5 protein-coding genes are annotated in these 5581 nt (G+C 44.1%); 4 read left to right on the top strand and 1 reads right to left on the bottom strand.

The window, feature by feature from the left end; translation table 11 throughout:
• The coding region (locus tag B4K20_RS01555; protein WP_289281652.1) for a protein-disulfide reductase DsbD domain-containing protein at positions 1 to 462 on the bottom strand (462 nt) is incomplete at its 3' end.
• 140 nt (positions 463 to 602) lie between these two features.
• Here B4K20_RS01555 and B4K20_RS01550 point away from each other — a divergent pair.
• From B4K20_RS01550 to B4K20_RS01535, 4 genes are all read left to right on the top strand, one after another.
• On the top strand, positions 603 to 2249 hold the full coding sequence (locus B4K20_RS01550) for an inorganic phosphate transporter (protein WP_289281651.1): 1647 nt from the start codon (positions 603 to 605) through the stop codon (positions 2247 to 2249).
• Between the two features lie 187 nt (positions 2250 to 2436).
• Positions 2437 to 3132 carry a phosphate regulon transcriptional regulator PhoB gene (gene phoB / locus B4K20_RS01545; RefSeq protein ID WP_339608430.1) on the top strand — a complete coding sequence of 232 codons (696 nt, stop codon included), beginning with the start codon at positions 2437 to 2439 and terminating at the stop codon, positions 3130 to 3132.
• 12 nt (positions 3133 to 3144) lie between these two features.
• A complete protein-coding gene (gene phoR / locus B4K20_RS01540) occupies positions 3145 to 4434 on the top strand; it encodes a phosphate regulon sensor histidine kinase PhoR (protein ID WP_289281649.1) in 1290 nt (429 codons plus the stop codon).
• Positions 4435 to 4577: 143 nt separating this feature from the next.
• Positions 4578 to 5534, top strand: a complete 957-nt coding sequence (locus tag B4K20_RS01535) for a PstS family phosphate ABC transporter substrate-binding protein (RefSeq protein WP_289281648.1) — start codon at positions 4578 to 4580, stop codon at positions 5532 to 5534.
• Positions 5535 to 5581: the final 47 nt, after the last annotated feature.

The following is a 5581-nucleotide window of genomic DNA, read 5'->3' as shown; positions in this document are numbered from 1 at the left end:
CGGTAAAGCCAGGTCAATTTGTTGCTCTGAAGGCGGATAACAGATGCCAAATTTTTCAGAGCATCCCTGGAAATGGGCCTTCAAGGTGAAGGTCACGGCTTCCTCAGGTCGTTGCTTTATCGGAATAACGAGGGATACGTCGTGATGGTAAACTTCGACCAGACCAAAGGTCTCATCCTGTTTGTTTTCTCCTGCAGGAAAACGGATGTTGCCAAGCTTTATCTTGTCATTGCCGATGACATCAAACTGTAGTTTATCGCGATATAGGTAGTTACCCTCCAGCACCTTCCAATGCACCAGAATACTATTGGCATCATTCACTTCTGCTCGAAATTGAAACGCCTCTTCTACAAGCGGTGGTACATCGTCGTTGTTACTTAAACCTAGACCATCAAAAAGGCTGCTGCGCGCATGTGCATTAAAAACAGTTAACAGAAGTATAAAAAATAAAAATTTTTTCATCAGTCTCAAATGCTTGTCAGAAGGTTGTATAACTAGACAATCATAGCAGGCAATAGTTACATCAGTCTTGTTTGGGGTATGCCTTGTGTCACATTGCTGTAATAATTGCGCCGTTTTGGGTCGTTAAAAACGGAATCATCGTGGAAATCAAAGACATCCATAAAATTGAAAAACAGGCTTATAAAAAGAGTCATGGCGAATTAACCAGAATCGGCATGGCCCTTTTTTTTATGGTGGCCGTATTAGGGTATAGCTTCATCACCAGTGGTGGTGTGCCTAATAATCTTTTTCTGGCGATAGCCACTGTTTTTGGCGCCTATATGGCCATGAATATTGGTGCTAATGACGTAGCCAATAATGTGGGCCCTGCGGTCGGTTCCAAAGCATTGACGATGAGCGGCGCTATCATTATCGCGATGATCTTCGAGGCAAGTGGTGCCATCATCGCTGGTGGCGATGTGGTTTCTACGATTAAAAACGGCATCATCGATATCGATAAGTTTGGTCAGCAGAGTGACACCTTTATCTGGGCCATGATGGCAGCCTTATTAGCGGCTGCACTTTGGTTGAATATGGCGACTTTTGCTCGGGCGCCAGTCTCCACCACACACTCCATTGTCGGTGGGGTAATGGGGGCAGGTATTGCTGCCGCTGGATTTGAGATAGTGAACTGGGGCACGATGGGCGCCATTGTAGGATCGTGGATCATATCCCCTGTGATCGGTGGTGTCGTTGCTGCTGCCTTCTTATTTGCCATCAAAAAAACCATTATTTTTCAAGATAATAAAATAGCTGCATCACTGAAATGGGTGCCCGTTTATGTCTCGATAATGGCATGGGCTTTTGTGACGTATTTGGTGTTAAAAGGGCTGAAGCATATATGGCCGAAATTCTTAACCCTAATCAATGACTGGTTCTTCACCGTAGAAATCGTTGACAAACCAACTATGCTGCAAGCATCAACCATCGGCTTGATTGTGGCGATTATTTCATTTTTTCTAGTCAAAGCCTCGTTGCGCCGTCGTTTGCCGAAATTAAACAATGATCGTGAAAGCATCAATATCCTGTTTACTATTCCGCTGATTTTTGCCGCAGCCTTATTGAGCTTTGCGCATGGTGCGAATGACGTTGCGAATGCGATTGGCCCGCTTGCGGCTATCCATGATGCCGTAATGACAGGAGGCATTAATGCTAAAGCCGGTATACCTTTTTGGGTAATGGCCGTAGGTGCTTTTGGTATTGCACTTGGCTTGGGACTCTATGGCCCGAGATTGATTCGCACAGTAGGCGGCGAAATCACTGAGCTCGATCAAATGCGTGCCTTTTCAATCGCCATGGCTGCTGCCATCACAGTGATTATTGCCAGCCAGCTTGGCTTACCGGTCAGCTCTACACATATTGCTATTGGTGGTGTGTTTGGGGTCGGTTTTTTACGAGAATGGATGGACAAATCGAGTAGTTTAAAGCAGGAAATTGAGCGAGATAAACAAGAAATACAGGAAGAGAAGCGTTTATTGAGTGCCTTACGTAGCGAGCTCAATATGCTTTTGGATAAAAAACAAAAATCAGCCGCAGACTACCAGCGCATTACGCAGTTATACAGCTCGATTGATCGTGAAAAAGATACGCTGAAAAAAGCGAAGAAAGTGCTGAAGAAAGAAAAGAAAAGCTTATATGTCAAACGTGACATTGTCAGAAAAATTATTACAGCTTGGTTAATTACGGTGCCAGCGGCAGCTGTTTTATCGGCGTCATTATTTTATATGATCAAAGGAATTATGAATTAAAACAGGGATGTATGTTCTGACATAAAACTGTCATATAGCCACAGCTTCTGTTAAGAATCTGTGGCTTTTTTTGTTTTTTGATGGGTTTAATCCGTTGTTATGACAATAAAAATCACGCTTGTTACTAAAATGTCATAATTCAGCGGTAAGATAGTTATTAATTATCGAAGCAAATAGTTGGACGAATATTATGGCTACAAGCGTATTAGTGGTTGAAGATGATGCTGCCATCAGAGATATGTTGTCGTTTACCCTTAAGCAAGCAGGTCTAAGTTGTGTCTCAGTAGGTGATGCCGAGTCAGGTCTGGATGTCTTAAAAAATGATCAACCGGACATGATTTTATTGGATTGGATGTTACCCGGCATTGATGGCATAGAATTTATTCGTCGATTGCGTGCAAATGAGTTCCTGGCGAATATTCCAGTCATTATGCTTACCGCTAAAGGTGAAAGTGAAGATATGGTCAAAGGCCTGGCGGTAGGGGCTGATGATTACGTCAACAAACCTTTTTCTCCCCCTGAGTTGATTGCTCGCATCAAAGCGGTCTTGCGTCGTTGCCTGCCACCTGAAAATGAAGATGCTCAGAAGTTACAGTTTGCGAATTTGGTACTGGATACAAAAAGTCACCGGGTGACGGTAGATGATGTGCGTGTTGAGTTAGGCCCAACTGAGTTTCGTTTACTGCACTTTTTTATGAAAAACCCTGAACGCGCGTATGGCCGATCACAGTTACTCGATTACGTTTGGGGCGATACGGTATACATTGAAGAACGCACAGTCGATGTCCATATTCGCCGGTTACGTAAAGCGCTGGAACCAACGGGGCATGACCAGTTTATCCAGACTGTCAGAGGTGTTGGCTATCGTTTTTCAGTCGATTAAGCGACCTGAATCATGCAATGGGATAATTGGCGACTGCTAACGCTTGTCAGTCTGGCAGGTTTTGTTGGACTTTTGTTTGGTCAAATGATGGCTTTTATGTTTGTGGCCTCTTTGGCTTATGCTTTGTGGCTGCAACATAATTGGTACAAGCTCTGGTATTGGTTGCAAAAACCTAAAAAGCGGCGCTCCCCCAGCGCGGAAGGCGTCATTGATGATGTGTGTCGTCAAATAGAACAAATGCGCCAACAAAACAGCAATCGTAAGAAAAAAATGACCGACTACCTCAAGCGGTTTCAGTCGGCTACCGCTGCCTTACCAGATGGTATTGTTGTGTTGGGAGAGTATGGCGAGGTGGATTGGGCTAATCAGGCCGCCCGGGAATTGTTGGGTGTGCGCTGGCCGCGCGATAATCATGTCAGGATTAATAATCTGATTCGCGAGCCTGCTTTTCAACAGCTTCTGGAAAATCATATTCATCTGGGCGGCACAGCAACAGTCAAATCACCCCTAAATGAAGATATTCAACTAGAGGTGAAATTAGTCAACTACATGGGATCAGGCCGATTATTGATTGCTCGTGATATCACGCAAACCATCAAGCTACAGCGAATGCGGCGTGACTTTGTTGCCAATGTATCGCATGAACTAAAAACCCCGTTAACGGTATTACGTGGATATTTGGAAGCATTCACTGAAGACACTGACCCAGAACAGTGGAAGATGGCCCTCCCTGCTATGCGCCAGCAGAGTGAGCGCATGCATATGATGATCAAAGATTTATTGGTACTGTCGCAACTGGAAACAGGGGAGAAGTCCTTACGCAGAGTGCCAACGGATGTTGAAAAATTACTGCATTCAATTATCGAAGATGCCAAAGCATTGGAGCACTTTCATGACCATCAATTTAGCCTTAACCTAGAAACTGATAAATGGCTTGTGTGTGATTTAGGTGAAGTACGCAGCGCAGTATCAAATCTGGTCTTCAATGCTGTGAAATACACGCCAGCAGGATGCTTAGTGGCGCTGAGTTGGCGTGAAACTGACAATGGTGTGTGCATTGAAGTAACTGATGAAGGTGAAGGGATTGCTGCGCATCATCTGGAGCGATTAACAGAACGATTCTATCGTGTTGATAAAGGTAGAAGTAGTGACGCCGGTGGCACAGGACTTGGGCTTGCCATAGTAAAACATGTGCTTCAGCGGCACGGTGCCAAGCTCATCATCAACAGCGAGCTAGGTAAGGGCAGCAGTTTTAAGTGCTGTTTTCCTGAAACATCTGCAGTGGAGAAAATTCCGGTCTAAGTGTCTGGCAAGTAAACAAAATTGCTGTTGTAACATGGTTGTCATATTACTTTCATATGCTTGTCACACGAAAAACTCATACTACCTAGCGCTTACGTTAATAACGTTGCTTTTTTTCTTTTAATCTTTGGGAGTTGAACACTATGTTCAAGAAAAACCTTGCTCTGCTAGGTGCTGCAATGACAATGGCTTTCTCGCCGCTGACATTTGCGGGCGATGTCGATCCTGCTTTACCTGACTATGAAAAAGTGAGTGGTATTTCAGGCAGCTTGTCGAGTGTTGGTTCAGACACGTTAGCGAATCTGATGACCATGTGGGCTGAAGAGTTCAAACGTGAATATCCAAATGTCAGTATTCAAATTCAGGCTGCGGGCTCTTCAACTGCGCCTCCTGCATTGACTGAAGGCACATCTAACTTTGGTCCAATGAGCCGCAAAATGAAAGACAAAGAAGACGCGGCTTTTGAAGCAAAATATGGTTATAAAGCAACGCCAATTCGTGTGGCTATTGACGCGCTTGCTGTGTATGTACACAAAGATAACCCAATCGATGGTCTGACTATTCCACAAGTGGATGCGATTTTCTCTGCAACACGTACATGTGGTTATTCAGAAGACATCACTAACTGGAGTCAGTTAGGTCAGGATTTAGGTAATATTCAGCTATATGGTCGTAACTCAGTTTCTGGTACTTACGGTTACTTTAAAGATCACGCCCTTTGTAAAGGTGACTACAAAAACAGTGTGAATGAACAACCAGGTTCGGCTTCTGTTGTTCAAGGCGTGACTAAATCACTGAACGGTATCGGTTACTCTGGTATCGGTTATAAAACGTCTGGCGTTAAAGCATTGGCATTAGCGAAAAAAGAAGGCGGTGAAATGATTCCGGCTACATTAGATAACGCAGCGAATGGTTCATACCCGCTTTCACGTTACCTGTATGTTTACATCAATAAAGCGCCTAACAAACCATTAGCGCCGATTGATCGTGAATTCGTTAAAATGATTCTGTCTAAAGTGGGTCAAAAAGTGGTCGTCAAAGATGGCTATATTCCACTTCCAGATGCTGTTGTTGAAAAAGAATTGCAAAAGCTGCAATAAAAACAAGCATTTGCTAAGACGAGAGAAGCGCCCCGTTTTTACGGGGC

It is taken from the genome of Methylophaga sp. UBA5088, from assembly GCF_002414625.1.
In the GTDB taxonomy this organism is placed as follows: domain Bacteria; phylum Pseudomonadota; class Gammaproteobacteria; order Nitrosococcales; family Methylophagaceae; genus Methylophaga; species Methylophaga marina.
The sequence above is the reverse complement of the archived record's forward strand: the minus strand, read 5'-3'. Positions and strand labels throughout refer to the sequence as shown.

Coding starts and splice junctions, on each gene's coding strand:
- phoR (WP_289281649.1), top strand. CDS start 3,145: ATGCAATGGGATAATTGGCGACTGCTAACGCTTGTCAGTCTGGCAGGT.
- B4K20_RS01535 (WP_289281648.1), top strand. CDS start 4,578: ATGTTCAAGAAAAACCTTGCTCTGCTAGGTGCTGCAATGACAATGGCT.